This is a genomic window from Enterobacter sp. MGH 24, from assembly GCF_000493015.1.
Classification (GTDB): Bacteria; Pseudomonadota; Gammaproteobacteria; order Enterobacterales; family Enterobacteriaceae; genus Enterobacter.
Genome location: NZ_KI535657.1, coordinates 4306132 through 4324457, shown reverse-complemented (window position 1 = coordinate 4324457; position 18326 = coordinate 4306132). Strand labels below are relative to the sequence as shown.

The 18326-nt window shown below is 47.4% G+C and carries 16 protein-coding genes and 3 tRNA genes; 15 read left to right on the top strand and 4 right to left on the bottom strand.

The genetic code is table 11. The features are described 5' to 3' along the window. Positions 1-88: 88 nt before the first annotated feature. The 8 genes from L370_RS0122225 (at position 89) to sdiA (ending at position 9347) form a co-directional block, all read left to right on the top strand. Complete coding sequence (locus tag L370_RS0122225; RefSeq protein ID WP_023336165.1) at positions 89-3418, top strand: O-linked N-acetylglucosamine transferase, SPINDLY family protein; 3330 nt, start codon at positions 89-91, stop codon at positions 3416-3418. Between the two features lie 240 nt (positions 3419-3658). Further along, positions 3659-4378 (top strand): RNA polymerase sigma factor FliA, encoded by a 720-nt coding sequence (locus L370_RS01780; RefSeq protein WP_014170714.1) that lies wholly within the window; start codon positions 3659-3661, stop codon positions 4376-4378. 54 nt (positions 4379-4432) lie between these two features. Beyond that, positions 4433-4984, top strand: a complete 552-nt coding sequence (gene fliZ / locus L370_RS01785; RefSeq protein ID WP_023336164.1) for a flagella biosynthesis regulatory protein FliZ — start codon at positions 4433-4435, stop codon at positions 4982-4984. An 86-nt stretch (positions 4985-5070) separates the two neighbouring features. After that, complete coding sequence (gene tcyJ, locus L370_RS01790; RefSeq protein WP_023336163.1) at positions 5071-5871, top strand: cystine ABC transporter substrate-binding protein; 801 nt, start codon at positions 5071-5073, stop codon at positions 5869-5871. Between the two features lie 106 nt (positions 5872-5977). Next, positions 5978-6964 carry a D-cysteine desulfhydrase gene (gene dcyD, locus L370_RS01795; RefSeq protein ID WP_023336162.1) on the top strand — a complete coding sequence of 329 codons (987 nt, stop codon included), beginning with the start codon at positions 5978-5980 and terminating at the stop codon, positions 6962-6964. Between the two features lie 21 nt (positions 6965-6985). After that, positions 6986-7654 carry a cystine ABC transporter permease gene (gene tcyL, locus L370_RS01800; RefSeq protein WP_014884380.1) on the top strand — a complete coding sequence of 223 codons (669 nt, stop codon included), beginning with the start codon at positions 6986-6988 and terminating at the stop codon, positions 7652-7654. Then, positions 7651-8403, top strand: coding sequence for an L-cystine ABC transporter ATP-binding protein TcyN (gene tcyN / locus L370_RS01805; RefSeq protein ID WP_023336161.1), 753 nt, complete (start codon positions 7651-7653; stop codon positions 8401-8403). Before tcyL ends, tcyN begins: the two co-directional genes overlap by 4 nt. Before the next feature lie 221 nt (positions 8404-8624). Continuing rightward, a complete protein-coding gene (gene sdiA, locus L370_RS01810; RefSeq protein ID WP_023336160.1) occupies positions 8625-9347 on the top strand; it encodes a transcriptional regulator SdiA in 723 nt (240 codons plus the stop codon). Positions 9348-9413: 66 nt separating this feature from the next. Here sdiA and L370_RS01815 read toward each other — a convergent pair whose 3' ends face one another. After that, on the bottom strand, positions 9414-9638 hold the full coding sequence (locus L370_RS01815; RefSeq protein ID WP_008500345.1) for a DUF2594 family protein: 225 nt from the start codon (positions 9636-9638) through the stop codon (positions 9414-9416). 466 nt (positions 9639-10104) lie between these two features. Between L370_RS01815 and uvrY the strand changes: the two genes are divergently transcribed. From uvrY to L370_RS01850, 7 genes are all read left to right on the top strand, one after another. Continuing rightward, complete coding sequence (uvrY, locus tag L370_RS01820) at positions 10105-10761, top strand: UvrY/SirA/GacA family response regulator transcription factor (protein WP_013096026.1); 657 nt, start codon at positions 10105-10107, stop codon at positions 10759-10761. Continuing rightward, positions 10758-12590, top strand: a complete 1833-nt coding sequence (gene uvrC / locus L370_RS01825) for an excinuclease ABC subunit UvrC (RefSeq protein ID WP_023336159.1) — start codon at positions 10758-10760, stop codon at positions 12588-12590. The genes uvrY and uvrC overlap by 4 nt, the downstream gene beginning before the upstream one ends. Before the next feature lie 56 nt (positions 12591-12646). Then, entirely contained in the window at positions 12647-13195 is a 549-nt protein-coding gene (gene pgsA, locus L370_RS01830; protein WP_023336158.1) for a CDP-diacylglycerol--glycerol-3-phosphate 3-phosphatidyltransferase, read from the top strand. A 152-nt stretch (positions 13196-13347) separates the two neighbouring features. Continuing rightward, positions 13348-13423: transfer RNA gene (locus L370_RS01835), tRNA-Gly, on the top strand. A gap of 46 nt (positions 13424-13469) precedes the next feature. Further along, a tRNA-Cys gene (locus L370_RS01840) sits at positions 13470-13543 on the top strand. Positions 13544-13554: 11 nt separating this feature from the next. Continuing rightward, a tRNA-Leu gene (locus tag L370_RS01845) sits at positions 13555-13641 on the top strand. Positions 13642-13882: 241 nt separating this feature from the next. Next, positions 13883-14080, top strand: a complete 198-nt coding sequence (locus tag L370_RS01850; protein WP_023336157.1) for a hypothetical protein — start codon at positions 13883-13885, stop codon at positions 14078-14080. A gap of 120 nt (positions 14081-14200) precedes the next feature. On the opposite strand, the gene L370_RS01855 is transcribed toward L370_RS01850, so the two are convergent. The 3 genes from L370_RS01855 to L370_RS23740 form a co-directional block, all read right to left on the bottom strand. Beyond that, on the bottom strand, positions 14201-15304 hold the full coding sequence (locus L370_RS01855) for an acyltransferase family protein (protein ID WP_023336156.1): 1104 nt from the start codon (positions 15302-15304) through the stop codon (positions 14201-14203). Positions 15305-15882: 578 nt separating this feature from the next. Beyond that, positions 15883-16827: an SGNH hydrolase domain-containing protein gene (locus L370_RS23745; RefSeq protein ID WP_023336154.1), complete on the bottom strand. Its 945-nt coding sequence runs from the start codon at positions 16825-16827 to the stop codon at positions 15883-15885. Between the two features lie 15 nt (positions 16828-16842). Next, positions 16843-17706 carry an acyltransferase family protein gene (locus tag L370_RS23740; protein WP_255344024.1) on the bottom strand — a complete coding sequence of 288 codons (864 nt, stop codon included), beginning with the start codon at positions 17704-17706 and terminating at the stop codon, positions 16843-16845. Positions 17707-18326 lie beyond the last annotated feature (620 nt).

The following is an 18326-nucleotide window of genomic DNA, read 5'->3' as shown; positions in this document are numbered from 1 at the left end:
TTGTGCTTTTTATACTAAATGCCTTACTGACGAGGTTCGGTGCACGGCAATAACGAACCTTCTTATTCACTTGACATGAAGTGTTCATATGAAAAAGTCACTTGCTCAATCCGCTATAAACCGTAACAAAAATGCGTCGAATCACCATCATAAAAAAATTCATCAGGCTCTTGACTATCTCGCTACAGAACCGGCTAAGTCACTTAAAGTAATTCAGGAATTGCTTGCCAAAGACCCGTCCAACCCGTTGTTATGGGTTATTGCAACGAAAGCTAATCAACGCCTTGGCCAGTTTTTTGCGGCGGATGAATGTGTTAAAGAGGCACTAACGCTTTCGCCTGATTACGTAGAAGCCATTTATGCCAAATCTGACTTACTTTATCGCAGCGATCGTCTGGATGAGGCCGAACTATTTCTGTCAGAATCGGTACAACGATTAGATAAAGAAACCTGCCGCCCGCTTCGATCACTTCATGCCACGGTATTGCAAAAAACAAAACAATACGAAAAAGCACAGCGGATTTATTTGGAATTGACCCAAGAAACGCCGAACAACTGGCTTTTATGGAACAATCTCGGCATGGTTAATCAGGATCTGAGCCAATTTGTGGAGATGAATGAGGCTTATGAAAGAAGTTGTGAAGTTACAAAAGATAATCCAACACCTTATTTTAATCATATCGTTGGTGCGCATTACGATCCATCCAAAACCGCCGATGATATAAAGCACATGTGCCAGGTTTGGCAAACCAAATTCAAACCAGCCAAAGTAAAACGTGCAGAGGCAAAAGATAAACGTACCGATAAACGTATTCGTATCGGCCTTATTTCTGATGGCTTGCGTTCCCACCCTGTAGGGCAGATGATCACGACCGGGCTTAGTCATATTCAAGAGTCACAAATTGAATTCTATGCCTACAGCACGAATTACAAAGAAGACCATCTGACCCACCGAATCAAACGCATGTGTTCTAAGTGGATGGTTATTGAACATGTGTCGACTGAAGAGTTGGATAAAATTATCCGTGAGGATGGAATCGATATTCTTTTCGATCTGAGTGGATATAATTCTAACAGTCGTATGCAGACGATGCAGATGGCACCTGCACCTATCCAAATTAAATGGGTAGGAGGGCTTATTAGCACCACCGGCCTGGAAACAATGGATTATTTACTTTCAGACAACATCGAAACACCGGAAGGTAGTGATGATCTGTACACTGAAAAACTTATCCGTCTGCCTGATGATTACATTTGTTATGAGCTACCTTTTTATTTACCACCGGTAAGTGATAATCCCGTTGCTAAAAATGGGTATATCACCTTTGGCTGTTTTAACAATGCGTCGAAAATTAACGAGCCCCTTCTGGCACAATGGGCGAAGCTGCTCAACGCCGTGCCCGAATCCCGTCTATTCTTGAAAAGTTTCAACTTCGATAATTTGTCATTACAAGAGAATATCTTTACTACTCTTGGGAAATATGGCATTGCGCGCGAGCGTATTCGTATCGAAGGCGGTGGCTCACACCAGACACTGCTGTCAAGTTATAATGACGTCGATATTGCGCTTGATCCATGGCCTTACTCAGGTGGCTTAACGACTTGTGAAGCGATGGCAATGGGCGTTCCTGTTATTACCCTGCCAGGCCCGACCTTCGCGGGTCGCCACTCAGCCTCGCACTTAGTGAATGCGGGTTTAAAAGAGTTAGTAGCCACCGACTGGCAAAACTACATTGATATTGCCGTAGGCCTTACGCATGATCTGAATAGCCTGACGATTATCCGTAAAAATTTGCGCGATATTTTATTACAGTCTCCGCTATGTGATGGCGTACGCTTTGCAAAAAACTTCACTATCGCTATGCGTGCCATTTGGCAGCGTTACTGTGAGGGTAAGCAGCCAGAAGCACTGACGCTTATCAATGACGCCGCGCCTTATTTCCATGACGACAAGCAGGCAATTGTTTTAACGATGAATGAGCATGCTGATGTCTCCTCCGGTAAAATAGCAGAACGTGAGTTTACCTTCCAGTTGGCCGGTAAACTAATGATGATGGATTTTGGAGGTGCTTTCGCTGCGAGTAAAAAAATAATTAGTCTTTCAGAGTTGGATGCCTTCTTCTTCATTATTATGGATACCCTTGGCATAGTCGATGAGAACATGCTGCCATTGCGTAAAAAATCTATTCAGCACATTAAGCTTCATGCGTTAGGTAATGGTGAGGCAGCGCCTGTATATATGTGCCTTGATAATGGATTAAGTAGTACCTTAAAACCGTTACCAAGCGAAAATCAGGGGGCGACTATTCTGGCGGAGGTCTTCTCTCAGACCTCTAAACTTGATGAAATTCATGGTCTGAATAGACTGGATTTACTGGTTCTTGATAACAAATATAATCTTAGCGCTGTATTTGACCATGGCTTACGTATTATTGGAGACTGTTTGGCCATAGAAGTGAAAATCGCATTTACCGATACTCATCAGGAACAGTTGTCATTCAGTGCTATTAACGACCAGCTTCAGGAATGTGGTTTCGCTTTCCATACTCTCACCGATATTGAATATACGCAGCCTTTCGCAAATGAGAAGCTGGCATCATTAACGCCTTCAAAAATGGTGTGTGCTAAAGCACTTTTCATTCCTAATATGTCACGCCTTACATCATTGAATAATGATGAGAGGGAGAAGTTGGCCTTTATTCTTCACTCGGTGTATGGTATGAAGGATGCTGCTTATAACGTTTTTGCCGCAGCGTCAACTGAACGTGCAGATGATTATTTCGCCAGCTTAAACGGAGCCGAAAGCACAACGTCTAGAGCAATCTCACCGGTTGAAAAAACAATTATCCCGGCAATGCCAAGAATGACCAACAGCGAAACGGCTCTTTTCAAACAACAGCTTATAGGTTCGAAAGCTTACTTTGAATTTGGTAGCGGTGGCTCAACAAAATTGGCGACACGTAATAATGTCATCGTCTACGGCGTAGAGAGTGATAAGTTCTGGGTTGATACCCTGCACAAAGAAACCGGGGAACTATGTAAGGTTGAATATGTCGACATCGGGCCGACCAAAGAGTGGGGGTATCCTGTCGATGATTCTCACAAGGAAAAATTCGGCAATTACAGTGAGGCAATACTTAAATATGAACAGGGGTTTGACTTCATTCTAGTTGATGGGCGATTCCGTGTTGCCTGCACTTTAAACGCCATCAAACATACGCTTAAAAAACAGAAGAAAGTGAACGATACGCGCATTTTCATTCATGATTTTTGGAATCGTGCCGATTATCATGATGTGCTTGAGTTCCTGGATACTGAACATGTTGTCGAGAGCGCGGGTGTTTTTCGGATCAAACCCAATATTAATCTCACTGCATTAAACCGCATGTTAGAAAAATACAAATACATCGCATCATAAGATCATTGAAGGCGGTTATGCCGCCTTCATACGCATTATGTGTTTTCTAGTAGTAATGGTATTTTTTTCTAAAATTCAATGACTTAGTTGGATTGACGCTTAGCAGTAGGGGCACTTTTTCTGTACATAATTCGGATAACCCCCAAATAACCCCTTATTTTACCCACTATTCATCCAATTGAACGCCCTGCAGAATCGGATAATCATGCCGATAACTCAACTAACGCAGGGCTGTTTATCGTGAATTCACTCTATACCGCTGAAGGTGTAATGGATAAACACTCGCTGTGGCAGCGTTATGTCCCGCTGGTGCGTCACGAAGCATTGCGCCTCCAGGTGCGCTTGCCGGCGAGCGTGGAACTCGACGATCTGCTACAGGCGGGCGGTATCGGGTTATTGAATGCAGTTGACCGATACGACGCTCTGCAAGGAACGGCATTTACGACTTACGCAGTTCAGCGTATTCGTGGTGCGATGCTGGACGAGCTGCGCAGCCGCGACTGGGTGCCGCGCAGTGTTCGCCGCAACGCGCGCGAAGTGGCGCATGCGATGGGGCAGCTGGAACAGGAACTGGGACGCAACGCAACGGAAACCGAAGTGGCGGAACGTCTTGGCATTGCTGTTGAAGAGTATCGTCAGATGTTGCTCGATACCAATAATAGCCAACTCTTCTCTTATGACGAGTGGCGCGAAGAGCATGGCGATAGCATCGAGCTGGTGACGGATGAGCACCAGCAGGAAAACCCGTTACACCATTTAATGGAAGGGAATTTACGCCAGCGCGTCATGGAGGCTATTGAAGCTCTGCCTGAACGCGAACAGCTGGTATTGACCCTTTATTACCAGGAAGAGCTTAACCTCAAAGAGATTGGCGCTGTTCTGGAGGTGGGAGAGTCGCGGGTGAGCCAGCTGCACAGCCAGGCCATTAAACGCTTACGAACCAAGCTGGGTAAGTTATAGGTGATTGATTCACCTAAAAAATGCCGCACAACGTATTGACAACCAGGAGTTATCATGACGGTGCAGCAATCTAAAAGACGGCCTTTAAGCCGCTACCTGAAAGACTTTAAACACAGCCAGACGCATTGCGCCCACTGTAACAAGTTACTCGATCGTATCACGCTGGTTCGCCGGGGCGAAATCGTCAACAAGATTGCGATCTCGCGTCTCGACACGTTGATGGACGAAGCAGCATGGCTCGAAGAGCAAAAAGAGTGGGTGGCGCTTTGCCGTTTCTGTGGGGATCTCCACTGCAAAGAGCAAAGCGACTTCTTCGACATTATCGGCTTCAAGCAATTCCTGTTTGAACAAACGGAGATGAGCCACGGCACCGTTCGCGAATATGTGGTTCGCCTGCGTCGCCTTGGGCAACATCTGACCGTCAACAATATTTCTCGCGATCTGCTGAAAACCGGTTATCTGGATGAAAATCTGGAGCCGTGGCTGCCTGCGACCAGCACCAACAACTACCGCATTGCGCTGCGCAAGTATGCGCAATACAAGGTACAAATGCCGGGTGCCATAAAGCAGAATGCCCACGCCGGAACAACTTCTGATATATATTAAAAAAGAATAAGATGTAGCGCAGTCGCCTTTGACGTTGCAGGCGATTTCTCTACACTACGTAAAAATTCCACTATATCGGGGTATTTATGAAATTTGCACTTCTGGGTCGTCAGGCGCTGATGGGTGTTATGGCCGTTGCGCTGGTTGCGGGCATGAGCGTGAAAACGTTCGCCGCAGAAAATCTGCTGAATAAAGTAAAAGAGCGCGGTACGCTGCTGGTCGGGCTGGAAGGAACCTATCCTCCGTTCAGCTTCCAGGGCGATGACGGTAAGCTGACCGGTTTTGAAGTGGAGTTTGCTGAAGAGCTGGCGAAGCACCTCGGCGTTAAAGCGTCGCTGAAACCGACCAAATGGGACGGTATGCTGGCGTCGCTGGATTCCAAACGTATTGATGTGGTGATTAATCAGGTGACCATTTCTGACGAGCGTAAGAAGAAATATGACTTCTCTACGCCGTACACCGTGTCCGGTATTCAGGCGCTGGTGAAGAAAGGCAACGAAGGCGGGATTAAAACTGCCGCGGACCTGAAAGGGAAGAAAGTCGGTGTTGGTCTGGGGACCAACTACGAAGAGTGGCTGCGTCAGAACGTACAGGGCGTGGACATCCGTACCTATGATGATGACCCGACGAAATACCAGGATCTGCGCGTGGGCCGTATCGACGCCATTCTGGTTGACCGCCTGGCAGCGCTGGATCTGGTGAAGAAAACCAACAACACCCTGGCGGTAGCGGGTGATGCGTTCTCTCGTCAGGAATCAGGCGTGGCCGTTCGTAAAGGCAACGAAGACCTGGTTAAGGCGATCGACTCCGCGATTGCAGACATGCAAAAAGACGGCAGCCTGAAAGCACTCTCCGAGAAGTGGTTCGGTGCAGACGTCACGAAATAAGTTTCTGACGTAAAAAAAGGCGCTTTTAAAAGCGCCTTTTTTATTTCTTTCGCGTCTGCGTGCATAATGAAAAATATCACATTTTGTCAGAGTTACCGGAGAACCCATGTCACTACAGAATTTAACGCGCTTTCCCCGCCTGGAGTTTATCGGCGCGCCGACGCCGCTGGAGTACCTGCCGCGATTTTCTGATTATTTAGGGCGCGATATTTTTATTAAGCGTGATGACGTGACGCCGATGGCGATGGGGGGCAATAAGCTGCGCAAGCTGGAGTTTCTGGCGGCTGATGCACTGCGCGAAGGCGCGGACACGCTCATTACCGCAGGGGCCATCCAGTCCAACCACGTCCGTCAGACGGCGGCAGTGGCGGCAAAGCTCGGGCTCCACTGCGTGGCATTGCTGGAAAACCCGATTGGCACGCGGGCAGAAAACTATCTGACCAACGGTAATCGCCTGCTGCTGGACCTGTTTAATGTGCAGGTCGAAATGGTGGATGCGTTGACCGACCCAACCGCCCAGCTCGATGAGCTGGCAACGCGTCTGGAAGCGCAGGGCTTCCGTCCCTATGTTATCCCCGTCGGCGGTTCAAACGCGCTGGGCGCGCTGGGGTATGTGGAAAGTGCGCTGGAAATCGCGCAGCAGTGCGAGGGTGCGGTAAGTCTGTCCTCCGTTGTTGTCGCGTCCGGCAGTGCGGGCACGCATGCCGGGCTGGCGGTAGGGCTGGAGCAACTGCTGCCGGACGTCGAGCTGATTGGCGTAACGGTGTCCCGCAGCGTCGCGGATCAGAAGCCAAAAGTGGTGACCTTACAGCAGGCGGTCGCCGCGCAGCTGGAGCTGAAGGCAAAGGCCGATATTCTGCTCTGGGATGACTATTTTGCGCCGGGTTACGGCACGCCTAACGAAGAGGGCATGGAAGCGGTGAAGCTGCTGGCGCGCCTCGAGGGGATACTGCTCGATCCGGTGTATACCGGCAAAGCGATGGCCGGACTGATTGACGGCATTGCGCAGAAACGCTTTAAGGATGAAGGGCCGATTTTATTTGTCCATACCGGCGGGGCGCCTGCGCTGTTTGCCTACCATCCTCATGTCTAAAAATCAGGTCGAAAAATAATAATGCAAGAAAGTATTCAACTGGTTATTGATTCTCTGCCGTATCTGCTGAAAGGTGCGGTATTTACGTTACAGCTCAGTATCGGCGGGATGTTCTTCGGGCTGGTGCTGGGATTTGTGCTGGCACTAATGCGCATGTCACCCATCCTGCCCGTACGCTGGCTGGCGCGATTTTATATCTCCGTGTTTCGCGGTACGCCGCTTATCGCCCAGCTCTTTATGATCTACTACGGCTTGCCGCAGTTCGGTATCGAGCTGGATCCGATCCCCGCAGCGATGATTGGTTTGTCGCTCAATACCGCGGCGTACACCTCAGAAACCCTGCGTGCGGCCATCTCCTCCATTGACAAAGGGCAGTGGGAAGCGGCGGCCAGTATCGGGATGACGCCATGGCAGACGCTGCGTCGGGCCATTCTGCCGCAGGCGGCGCGCGTGGCGCTTCCACCGCTGAGCAACAGCTTCATCAGCCTGGTGAAAGATACTTCCCTGGCGGCAACGATTCAGGTGCCGGAGCTGTTCCGTCAGGCGCAGCTCATTACCTCGCGCACGCTTGAAGTCTTTACCATGTATCTGGCCGCTTCGCTGATTTACTGGGTGATGGCGACGGTGCTGTCTGCTCTGCAAAACTACTTCGAAAACCAGCTTAACCGCCAGGAGCGTGATCCAAAATGAGTGCTATCGACGTCAAAAACCTGGTGAAAAAATTCCACGGTCAAACGGTGCTCCACGGGATCGACCTTGAAGTAGAGCAGGGTGAAGTCGTGGCGATTATCGGACCGAGCGGTTCGGGAAAGACGACGCTGCTGCGCAGTATTAACCTGCTTGAACAGCCGGAAGGCGGCACCATTCGGGTAGGAGAGATAACGATTGATACCGGAAAATCCATCAGCCAGCAGAAAGGGTTGATTCGCCGTCTGCGCCAGCATGTCGGCTTCGTTTTCCAGAACTTCAACCTCTTCCCGCACCGTACGGTGCTGGAGAACATTATTGAAGGGCCGGTCATTGTAAAAGGTGAGTCGAAAGAGGACGCAACGGCGCGCGCGCGCGAACTGCTCGCTAAAGTCGGGCTGGCGGGTAAAGAGACCAGCTATCCGCGCCGCCTGTCGGGTGGGCAACAGCAGCGCGTGGCGATAGCGCGAGCGCTGGCTATGCGCCCTGACGTGATCCTTTTTGATGAACCGACCTCTGCGCTCGATCCGGAACTGGTGGGCGAGGTGCTGAACACCATTCGCCAGCTGGCGCAGGAAAAACGGACGATGGTGATCGTAACGCATGAGATGAGCTTTGCACGCGACGTTGCTGACAGAGCCATCTTTATGGATCAGGGACGGATTGTGGAGCAGGGGCCGGCGAAAAGCCTGTTCGCAAACCCTCAACAGCCGCGAACCCGTCAGTTCCTTGAAAAATTCCTGATGCAGTAGCATTTTTGCACTAATTTGCTCCAGAAATTTAGGCTGGAGCAAATTATTCTCCCCCTGTGCGTCGTTCAGTATTTTTTTATTCCATCCAGCCCGGATAAACCGTATCGATAGTAAAGTTAATTGTGCTATTGCCGATATTTTGTAGTTAGAAAAAAGTTTTATGTGTTAGGTTATATTCACCATAATAATGATTATCTTTTCAGAGGCTTCATTTAGTAAGTATGAAGGATTCAGACTTTTTCACCTGGCGACGGGATTGCTTCCTCCGGTTTCAGGAGTTGACCTGTGCCGACGAGGTATATCAGGAACTACAGCGACAAACTCAGACGCTTGAATTTGATTACTACTCGCTCTGCGTGCGTCAGCCCGTGCCATTTACCCGGCCTAAGCTCTCTCTGCATACCACTTACCCAAAGCAGTGGATGGCGCATTATCAATCCGCGAACTATTTCGCTATTGATCCCGTCTTAAAACCGGAGAATTTCATTCAGGGTCATTTACCCTGGACCGACGCATTATTCGCTGACGCGCAGGAATTATGGCATGGCGCGCAGGACCACGGTTTACGTTCGGGAATAACGCAGTGCCTGATGCTGCCTAATCACGCGCTTGGCTTTCTGTCGGTTTCCCGTACTAGTGTGCTGGAAGGACCGTTTGCCCGAGAGGAAATAGAACTGCGGCTGCAAATGCTGGTGCAAATGGCCTTAACTTCTCTGATGCGTTTTGAAGATGAGATGGTCATGCCACCCGAAATGAAATTCAGCAAACGCGAACGCGAAATTCTGAAATGGACTGCGGAAGGGAAGACGTCTGCGGAAATAGCGATCATTCTCTCCATCTCCGAGAATACCGTTAACTTCCATCAGAAAAATATGCAGAAGAAATTCAACGCACCTAACAAGACCCAGATTGCGTGCTACGCAGCGGCAACAGGACTGATCTGAAAGGATAAAACGTTCTGCGTGACAGACGAGCGAACGGCTGAATGCCCTGCATCCAGCCGTTTTTTGTTACTGGCGGTAGGCTTGTTTGATTTGCTTAACGGTGTTAGCAAATACCGCAGATTCAGCCTGGTCTTCCATCTCCGCGATTTGTTTTTCCATTTTAATGATCACACGACCGGCATCCGCCTGGCCCATCGCCTGCAGCATCAGCGTCAGCAGCGCTTTCAGGCAGTTTACTTCCTGTGCCAGTTCCTGGTTATTCTCCGCAGTGGCAAATTCAGGTGTGCTCATTTATTTTCCTCATTATTTAACGGCGCTAAAGCGCGACGACGAAAGTCAAGGCGGCGGAGTATACCACAAGCTAACGCAAAAAATGCAGTGGTTGTTTTTCGTACTTTTACGCGGGTGTTTAATTGCGTAAACAGAACGTACCGGTAAACTGAACCGCTGTTATAGGCTATTAATTGTTTATGCCCGGTTCGCTTGCCGTTAATTATTGTTACAAAAAGTTGAGAACTGTTTTTTTGCAGGGAATGCCTGCAGGTTTTTTGTAACTTTTTGAATACAGATGCTTAAAAAAAGCTGCAAAAGCCCTGTATGCAAGGGCTCTCTTTCCACGGACTGTACAGCCTAATTTCCAAAAACGAGAGCGAAATCGAATAGCCGGTTTTTTAACGTTTTAATCTTGTGAGGAAAACCGTTAATATAAACCAAATTATCACTCAGTAGCGTTATCCCTATTCTGGAGACATTTCCTTTGATCAACGTCCTTCTTGTTGATGACCACGAACTGGTGCGCGCAGGGATACGACGCATTCTTGAAGATATTAAAGGTATTAAAGTTGCCGGTGAGGCGTGCTGTGGCGAAGATGCGGTAAAATGGTGCCGCACAAATTCGGCCGATGTGGTACTGATGGATATGAACATGCCCGGTATCGGTGGTCTTGAAGCAACACGCAAAATCGCGCGTACCTTTGTTGATACAAAAGTCATCATGCTGACCGTGCATACCGAAAACCCACTGCCTGCGAAAGTGATGCAGGCAGGCGCGGCGGGCTACCTGAGTAAAGGGGCTGCGCCGCAGGAAGTCGTCAATGCAATCCGTTCCGTCTTTGCCGGACAGCGCTACATTGCTTCCGACATCGCTCAGCAAATGGCGCTGAGTCAGATCGAGCCCGAGAAAACCGAATCACCGTTTGCGAGTTTGTCCGAGCGTGAATTGCAGATTATGCTGATGATCACCAAAGGTCAGAAGGTGAATGAGATCTCAGAACAGCTGAATCTCAGCCCGAAAACGGTGAACAGCTATCGTTACCGGATGTTCAGTAAACTGAACATTCATGGCGACGTCGAACTGACGCATCTGGCCATCCGGCACGGTTTGTGTAATGCGGAGACGTTGTTAAGTCAGTGAGTGATGTGTTCGATTCAAAAGCATTTCTGAAAACCGTAACCAGCCAGCCTGGCGTCTATCGCATGTATGACGCTGGCGGTACGGTTATCTACGTAGGGAAGGCAAAAGATCTTAAAAAACGCCTCTCCAGCTATTTTCGCAGCAACCTGGCCTCCCGTAAGACCGAAGCGCTGGTCTCACTCATTCAGAATATTGATGTCACCGTTACGCACACAGAGACAGAAGCGCTTCTGCTTGAGCACAACTATATAAAGCTCTATCAGCCGCGCTATAACGTCCTGTTGCGTGATGATAAATCCTACCCGTTTATTTTTCTGAGCGGCGACACCCATCCTCGCCTCGCCATGCACCGCGGTGCAAAACACGCCAGGGGCGAATACTTCGGACCGTTCCCTAACGGCTATGCCGTGCGTGAAACGCTGGCGCTGCTGCAAAAAATCTTCCCGATCCGCCAGTGTGAGAACAGCGTTTACCGCAACCGCTCGCGCCCGTGCCTGCAGTACCAGATTGGACGCTGCCTGGGCCCCTGCGTGGCTGGCCTGGTGAGTGAAGAAGAGTATGCCCAGCAGGTGGATTATGTGCGCCTGTTCCTGGCCGGAAAAGACGATCAGGTCTTAACGCAGCTGATCGCGCGGATGGAAAAAGCCAGCGCCGCACTCGAGTTCGAAGAGGCCGCGCGGATCCGCGACCAAATCCAGGCGGTGCGCAGAGTTACTGAGAAACAGTTTGTCTCGAATACCGGTGACGATCTCGACGTCATCGGCGTGGCTTTTGACGCCGGGATGGCCTGCGTGCACGTGCTGTTTATTCGCCAGGGCAAAGTACTCGGCAGCCGCAGCTATTTCCCGAAAGTGCCCGGCGGTACCGAACTGGGTGAAGTGGTGGAAACCTTTGTTGGCCAGTTCTATCTGCAGGGGAGCCAGATGCGCACGCTGCCTTCTGAGATCCTGCTCGATTTTAATCTTGACGATAAAACCCTGCTGGCCGATTCGCTCTCTGAACTGGCGGGCCGTCGGGTCAATGTTCAAACCAAACCGCGCGGCGATCGCGCCCGTTATCTGAAGCTGGCGCGAACCAACGCGGCGACGGCACTCACCACTAAGCTGTCGCAGCAGTCGACGGTGCACCAGCGTTTAACGGCTCTGGCGACGCTGCTGAAGCTTCCGGAAGTGAAACGGATGGAGTGCTTCGACATCAGCCATACGATGGGGGAACAGACGGTAGCGTCCTGCGTGGTGTTTGATGCGAATGGCCCACTGCGGGCGGAGTATCGCCGCTATAACATCACCGGGATCACCCCGGGCGATGACTATGCGGCCATGAACCAGGTGCTGCGTCGTCGCTATGGTAAAGCCATTGAAGAGAGCAAGATCCCGGATGTGATCCTGATTGACGGTGGGAAAGGGCAGCTCGGCCAGGCGAAAGCCGTATTTGAATCGCTTGACGTCAGTTGGGATAAAAACCATCCGCTGCTGCTGGGCGTCGCAAAAGGGGCCGATCGTAAGGCCGGTCTGGAGACATTGTTCTTCGAGCCGGAAGGTGAGGGCTTCAGCCTGCCGCCGGACTCTCCAGCGTTGCACGTCATCCAGCATATTCGCGATGAATCGCACGATCATGCCATCAGCGGTCACCGCAAAAAACGGGCGAAGGTGAAAAATACCAGTAGCCTGGAAACGATTGAAGGCGTGGGACCAAAACGTCGTCAGATGCTGCTGAAATATATGGGCGGATTGCAAGGATTACTCAACGCCAGCGTGGAGGAAATTGCAAAAGTGCCGGGTATTTCGCAAGGGCTGGCAGAAAAGATCTACTACTCGTTGAAACATTGAGGGCTCTGTAGCAACATAGAGCTAAATTTTACTGACAACAAATAGTTACCGTCACTATGCAATATAATATCCCTACGTTGCTCACTCTCTTTCGTGTTGTACTCATCCCGTTCTTTGTACTGGCGTTTTACCTGCCGGTCGTCTGGGCACCTTTTGCCTGCGCATTGCTCTTTCTGATCGCGGCGGTTACCGACTGGTTTGATGGCTATCTGGCGCGTCGCTGGAATCAAAGCACCCGTTTCGGTGCCTTCCTCGATCCGGTGGCAGACAAAGTGATGGTTGCTATTGCGATGGTACTGGTTGCCGAGCACTATCACACCTGGTGGGTGACGCTGCCTGCGGCAACTATGATCGGCCGTGAGATTATCATCTCCGCGCTGCGCGAGTGGATGGCGGAGCTGGGGAAACGCAGCAGCGTGGCGGTCTCGTGGATTGGTAAAGTCAAAACGACCGCGCAGATGGCAGCGCTGGTCTGGATGCTCTGGCGTCCAAACGCCTGGGTTGAGTGGGCGGGAATTGGTCTGCTGTGGGTGGCGGCAGTGCTGACGCTGTGGTCTATGCTGCAATATTTGAACGCTGCGCGCGGGGATTTGCTTGATCAGTGATCGTTTCGCCGTAATTTTCAGCAAACGATCCGGGGATGCAAAAAATAACGTTGACTCATAACGTCATATCAGTAGAATGCAACGCATCGAACGGCGGCACAGCAAGTCGGACGATAGTGAAATCAAGTGGTTAGACGTTTACTTGATGACATGCGGGAATAGCTCAGTTGGTAGAGCACGACCTTGCCAAGGTCGGGGTCGCGAGTTCGAGTCTCGTTTCCCGCTCCAGATTAAAGACATGCGCAATAGCGAGTGTCAGTTTGAAAAGTTTTACGGCGCGTTAGCAAAGCGGTTATGTAGCGGATTGCAAATCCGTCTAGTCCGGTTCGACTCCGGAACGCGCCTCCACTTTCTTCCCTGGCCGGATGGTGGAATCGGTAGACACAAGGGATTTAAAATCCCTCGGCGTTCGCGCTGTGTGGGTTCAAGTCCCACTCCGGCTACCATGGGAAACAAAGAATAATCAAAGCAATAAGCAGTGTCGTGAAACCACCGAAAGGTGGTTTTTTTGTGCCTGAAATTTGCCTTCCATGGGATGCGTGCGAAAATGATATTTCCGTGAACGCATACCTAATCAGTTTTTATGCTCTCCCACAACTGGTACTACTTTTTCTTTCCTGTCATAAATTGCTATTTGTCGCGAGTTATTGTGGCCGGAATTGCTTGTTTCTCTCCAGGGCTAGCCGAATGTTAGCAAAAATCGGTGCTGAAATGCAGGGAGATGCACCTTCTGGCGGTGATGTAAATTTCGAAGAGCAGCATACCATCCGCGATCTGATAAAATCCCCGGAGTACACGGACCCAAAACACGCTGACCACGAACGTATATCCGCGCAGGCCAAATTGTTTTATCAGAAACGCTATGGCGGTCAAACTGTAGCGTGACACGTCGCGACAGCTTAAATGCAGTAAGATTATATGCGGGCCCGGCGTGCAGTAGCTCGTTCAGAGGCTGGCTGTTAACCCTTGCAGAGGGGATAAAACCCGCCGAATGGCGGGTTAATATCAAGCAACACTCTTACTTGTGGGGTACCATTTATTGATTGCCTTTTCTATATTTTTTCCAATTGAAATAAAGGGTTTTTCAACATAGAAATGAAGTAATGTCCCAGCTAGCATAGTGATAGTGGTCATCATAAAAAACCTGCCTAGCCCTGTTGTATGAATGTAAAAATCAGGCTTGTAAAAATTCATTAAATTTATGAAATAATAATGCGATATGTATATAGAAAATGAAATGTCACCAAGGAATGAGAGTGTTTTGTTTTCTTTGAAACCAACAAATTTATCATAGAATAAAAAACCGAATAGAAGTACTGATGACATAATTCCAGCTTTATCTAATCCGAAACCATTTAAATTTCCACTGAAATAATAGGTTGTAAAAAAACCTATTGTAGCTAGTAACGTAAAAGTTGCAGTGCTATTACTAATTTTAAAGGATGCGCTCCGATATAACTCATAGAAAATCATACCTACAACAAACTCTAAAATTATAGGAGAGGATACGAACCTCAGTAAACCAAAAGCAGGGTGGTCAAGTGGAACATCCGCAGAACTTGTTCCACTTATGGATATGCCACCGTTATAGTAAAGTTGCAATAGAAATATTGGAGCTATTATGCATGCGGATGCTAAAGCGGTTCTATATTTGTGGCTGATTGCCATCGCGGCAACAAATATAGAGTAGAAATAAATTTCATAAGTAAGTGTCCATGCGGGGCCGAGAACGTTATATCCGAACCCAGGGGAGTTGGTAGCATAATCCCGATGAATAAAAAACAGACCTCTTAATAGATTTTCTGCTGGATCGAATCTATAAACAGTTAGAGCACCGATAGTAAATACAACAATAAAGGCTGGGTAGATTCTAAAAAAACGTCTTACTGCAAATATCGTTTTTGATGCGGAGTTGCGGGTCGACAGAGCGATGATAAAGCCGCTAATCATAAAAAATAGATCTACTCCGAAAGAGCCTGAGTTGAATAAAATCAAGCCTAGGTCCTTTTGGGAGTATACGCCATTGAGATACCCTCTAAAGTGAAAAAATACGACAAAGAGACCTGCTATTCCGCGCAAATGATGTATAGAAAGTATTTTGCTATTCATTGTGATATTAAATGTTTTAGTTAAAAAGTTTATCTCATCATACGTGTTGTGAAGTTGAGATACGTTACATATGTTTTGCCGCCGACGAACATCTTAGCACTTGTTGTTTACCTTATCGACCTTCTCAATATGGTCGTGATTCATGGGCGTGATTCCGATCGACTTGCGCGCTTACTCTCATTCCTCGATACGATCTCCTTACAAGGGAGATGCATGAGGATGAACCCACAAAACAACAGGCTTTGTTTGCACGACAATGCCATCACTACTTTTACAGCAGCTCTTGAATACCCACGCTGGAACCGACGTATCTGACGCTGGTCGCGACTGCCGGCTGACTAAAGGCCAGAAGAACGGCTGTTATGAACTGGTCGAACGTCTCGAAAAGGTAAACAGCTAGCATGCAGTGAAGAACAAAAAGGTTGAGAAAGTCATCGCCACCAGTGAGCGAAAAGCACCAGCGGCCAGCACAGAGGGCAAAGTTACTTACAGGACCATTTACCGAGATGTGGTGAAGTATGTTAACGGCTCGAAGCATACAAATGAAAAAGGCCATCAATTGATGGCCTTAGTATTATTTAATTTAGTTCATTCTTGATTTTATTTATAAACCACACTGAGCCTGAATCCGTCAGATGTGCATTATCCCATTGTATTGGCTTCACAGGAGAATCCCCCACTGTCGCTTTGCATGTGGCATGGTTGCACAATGTATTTAATGCGGAAATATACGTAGTGTTGCCACTTTGAGTAATAATTTCCTTGAGCTTCATTTCATTTTCAAAAAGATGTTTGTTACTTTCCAGAAGCTCAACAGGAAGCGTTCTTTGTGTGTTAAGGCCATTTTTCTCAATCTCCTTCGGCAGGGGCTCCTGCCAGAAAGGGAATGGACCAATCACAATAGTGCGAATGCCTGATTCATGTAATATTTTTAGTGTGTCAGCTAAATATTTTTCAAATGGATACTGAGACCAAAATGCTGACAAAACTACAAGCCTTGGTTTGGTGCTGATTATTTCGTTCAAAACATTCGTGTTTATGTTCTTACAAAATGGCCTTTGACTGTTTTCTGCGCCAAGTAGAGGACCACAAAGACTCGACGTTCTTTGTGTAAAATTAACGCCCTCATAATTGGTATGAAGTCCTGGCATGAGATGAGCTGCATGAGAGTCACCCCAAACAACAACTGAATTTCTAGTCATTTTGTCAGGACATTTATCAAATTGCTTATAATCCTGGTCAGGATTAAGGAAGCATGTGCCAGGGCGCCAGTTTTTGTTATTGAATCTATAATTCACGATATCTTTCATATCACCATTAAATCTAAAGCTCATACCATGGTTAAAAGAAACAAACAGGCATGCTGTTACTAAGGATAAGCTCAAGATAAAATTAGCACGGATTTTACTTCTATTTTTAAATGGAATCTCTATAAGGTAAAATGATATTAATGCAAAACATAATGATGCAGAAACACCGAGCAAAATATTAACTATATTGAAGCTCAAATTATAATATCGCATTAAAACTATCACAGGTCAATGCCATAGATACCACGAATATGATATTTTACCTATGAACTGGAGTGTTCCATTTTTTATAAATTTCGATTCCTGATTGTTAGCCATTATGAATATGGCAGCGCCAAGTACTGGTAATAATGTATACGCACTAGGCCACAAGTCTTTGCTGTACAGAGCGAATATCGAAATTATTATTAATGTTATTCCAAAATAGGCTAGTGCTGGTCTTTTTTTAGCTTGTGTTTTTGACGCACTGTGCGCATAGACAAACCCACCAGATATCATCTCCCACGCACGTGTTGAAAACGAATAAAAAACATCTGTTTGATTATGTTTTGATAGTAAGATCATTGTAATAAATGATACTACCCATAAAAAGACAAGTGAAGGTATTAATGGAAGCCTGACTTTTTTAATGAGGATGACAATAATGGGGAAAAGAAGATAAAATTGCCACTCGACAGACAAAGACCATGTGTGAAGGAGAAAATTACTTTCTGAGGATGTGTCAAAGTAACTTGAATGAGCGGCATAATATTTGTTTGAATAAAACAGTAATGATGCCGTTGCGTTTTTGCTAAGTATTTCATATTCGCTCGTGCTTAAAATAAACAAACCTAAAATCATTAGCACGAGAATTACAAATACCAGAGCAGGTACAATTCTCAGGAATCTTGCAATATAAAAATCTAGCACGCCTTTGTGGTCTACTCGTTCAAGAACGATTCCAGTCATAAGAAAACCTGAGATCACAAAGAAGACATCGACTCCTATAAAACCACCTGATACGTAGGGCACGCCGAAGTGATACAGCACAACACTTAGCACTGCAAAGGCTCTCAAACAGTTTATATCGAGCCTGAATTTTTTATAGCTCATTTCTTAACCATCATTCCAAAGCGCCGTTCATGGCAAAATTAATATGATGGATAATAGACGTTTTTATAAAACTCGTCATCCATACTTAACGTATAACATCAATCATATCGATGCAGATCACTAAATTTTACTCATTAAGATTGTGCCAACCAGACTCAGCAGGGCTGTAACCATGAGTGGTGGCGATTTAACGTGCGTCCCCCAGAGGATCATATAGTCGGATAAAGAAACTATAGAATTTAATCAGTCTCTGTTTCCGTTATGACACTGCAAAGTGCAGGCGAAATGGTCCACGCTCGACCTTACCAATAAACGAATAATCACCAATTCGTTCAACTTCCCGAAAAAGAGCATACTAAAGATTACGATCTGAACTGCTTCCTATAATTTTATACCAATCGTTAAGTCCTGTATTCCATTCTCCTGGCGTGCGGTTGACGATAGAGTACTCTTCCCGGCGGAAAAGGTTTCCTTTTGGGGATTGCTATCTGGAAAAGAGTATGTTTTCGTCGCTATGCTTCCAGTGGATGCGCTCATAATGCAAAGATATACATTATCCTATGTTAATAACTCATTGTTATTCATGTGAAAAATGATTTTTACGATACATTTATATCAAA